This is a genomic window from Psychrobacter muriicola 2pS (assembly GCF_904846535.1).
In the GTDB taxonomy this organism is placed as follows: Bacteria; Pseudomonadota; Gammaproteobacteria; order Pseudomonadales; family Moraxellaceae; genus Psychrobacter; species Psychrobacter aquimaris.
Window position 1 is genome coordinate 1 of sequence record NZ_CAJHBC010000022.1, and the last position, 2,230, is coordinate 2,230.

The window sequence follows — 2,230 nt, forward strand, 5'->3', positions numbered from 1 at the left end:
ATAATAAGTTAATTATGTAAATATAGCTATTTACTTCCAGTGTACTAATTCCTTACCACCGCTTCACTCTCTAAAACAAACAACTGATTAATCAACATAAACTCTCGAATATCATCGCCTAGATTATGATGGGGCTCTTGATGTGCTCGATTGTTACGATAAGCCATATAGACACTCGTAAACAGCGATGCTCTGCCTTTAGATTCACCTGAATCCAAGTTTTCCCAATACAAGACGGAATCATCACCTTGGAATGCTTTTGCAAACAGCTTAACGCCACTTTCATTATTTAAGTCTGTACGCGCTTTGACGATAGATTCCAGCTTTCGGTATGCACCCATAATTGCATTGTCTGGATTCTTATCAAAATCCAAGGCTAGCTCTATCAGGCGTGGGTCAAGCAATGCCATAGGAATGGTAAGCGGAAACTCACTAAAAATACTGCGCTCACGTTCCTTGTGAATATAAGCAGAATCATACCACCTAGCAGGACGCACTGGCTTGATACTATTGATATAGTCTAAATCTTTCACGGTTAAACTTGAATTGGATATATGTTCAAAAATCGATTTTGAAATGATGTACTCATTAATACTGTCTGCATAGTTAAGTAATAAGTTTAAGACGAATGCATATCCTTTTGGTGCCTCTCCATTATAGCCAGAAGCAAAACCACCTTTAACGATGACCTGAATATCATATCTGAGGGTTAGCAATAGCGCATGTGAATAAGTTTCTTCAACAGTGAGTATTTTCACGTCTTTTATGTCTTCACCAGCATGTATAAGCCGTATGACTGCCTCTTTGCATATTTGTGTGATACCGCTGTCGCCTAGATACTGAATACCTGCAAATTTAGCTTTCACTTTTTTTCATTCCTTACCTCAATTACTGAGCGCAGATTGCTACCGCAGTTAATGGTGCAATGTATCTTATTATGGCGCAGCGACCGTAAAAACGCCACGGAGAATACTGGCACACTTTTTAATTTAAATTAAAGGAAATTTAGATATAAAGTTAACGACGACCTACTCTCAAATAGACCAAGCAAAAAATTCTATGTATTGGACATTTACTCTCAAACTTTTTATTCCACTTATAACCCACCTGTGATATCTAAGAAATTGCCAGTCGAAAAGGAAGATTTATCTGACGCCAGCCAATAGATGGCTTCGGCGACCTCCTCAGGCTGCCCGCCTCTTTGCAGTGGAATCACAGTTTTAAACCGCTCTACTCTTTCTGGCTCCCCGCCATCAGCATGCATATCTGTGTAGATCAGCCCTGGACGAACACAATTAACCCGAATGCCTTCAGCCGCAACTTCTAATGACAACCCTTTAGTTAAAGTATCTATTGCGCCTTTCGATGCGGCATAGTCGATGTATTCATTAGGAGAGCCTGAGCGCGCTGCTCCAGAAGAGACATTCACAATCACACCTCCTAGACCGCCGCGCCGAGTAGACATGCGTTTTACCACTTCTCTACAACACAAAAAATAGCTGGTGACATTGCTTGTGAGTATGGTGTTTATTCTGTCGGCAGTCATATCTTCTAAACGAGATTGTTTTTTTAAAATACCGACGTTGTTCACGAGTACGGATAGTCTACCCAGCGCTTTATCGACAGTAAAGAACATGCGGATGACGTCTTCTTCAGAAGCAACATCGGCCTGAACCGTAATGCACCTTCCACCATCAGCAGTGATCGTTTCAGCAAGTTTTTTGGCTGCATCTGCATTAGATTTGTAGTTGATAGCGACGGCATAACCTTGCTTGGCAAAAAGCATCGCTGTGGCAGCACCAATGCCCCGACCACCGCCTGTGATGAGTGCTACTTTTTGAGTACTCATAACGCTATCCTTAATCTATCATTTTATACATGAATTCGAAGTGACGCATAACGCTCATATTTTAGGCTGATTTATAGCAATAAGAGAAGGCTTTCTATCGAACTGCGATGATTATACTGTTTTTCAAAACCAACTTTCCAGTGATGGGTTTTTAGCGGTTACGCGATCAGAGAAGTAGCATTCTTTAGATAGACATAGCACTTTTTTTACACACAAAGAAAAGCCCCCAACGAATTAACGTTGGGGGCTTTTACTTAGAATAGAGAGCTGACGATGACCTACTCTCACATGGACGAATCCACACTACCATTGGCGCTATGATGTTTCACTTCTGAGTTCGGGAAGGGATCAGGTGGGGCCATCATGCTATTGTCGTCAGCA

The 2,230-nt window shown here is 41.4% G+C and carries 2 protein-coding genes and 1 rRNA gene; all 3 read right to left on the reverse strand.

Features of this window, described 5'->3' with window-relative positions; genetic code table 11:
• Positions 1-44 precede the first annotated feature (44 nt).
• Positions 45-866, reverse strand: coding sequence for a TIGR02391 family protein (locus JMX93_RS14230; RefSeq protein ID WP_270896404.1), 822 nt, complete (start codon positions 864-866; stop codon positions 45-47).
• A gap of 230 nt (positions 867-1,096) precedes the next feature.
• Positions 1,097-1,849 (reverse strand): SDR family oxidoreductase, encoded by a 753-nt coding sequence (locus JMX93_RS14235; protein WP_499205090.1) that lies wholly within the window; start codon positions 1,847-1,849, stop codon positions 1,097-1,099.
• A gap of 265 nt (positions 1,850-2,114) precedes the next feature.
• A 5S ribosomal RNA gene (rrf, locus tag JMX93_RS14240) occupies positions 2,115-2,229 on the reverse strand.
• Position 2,230: the final 1 nt, after the last annotated feature.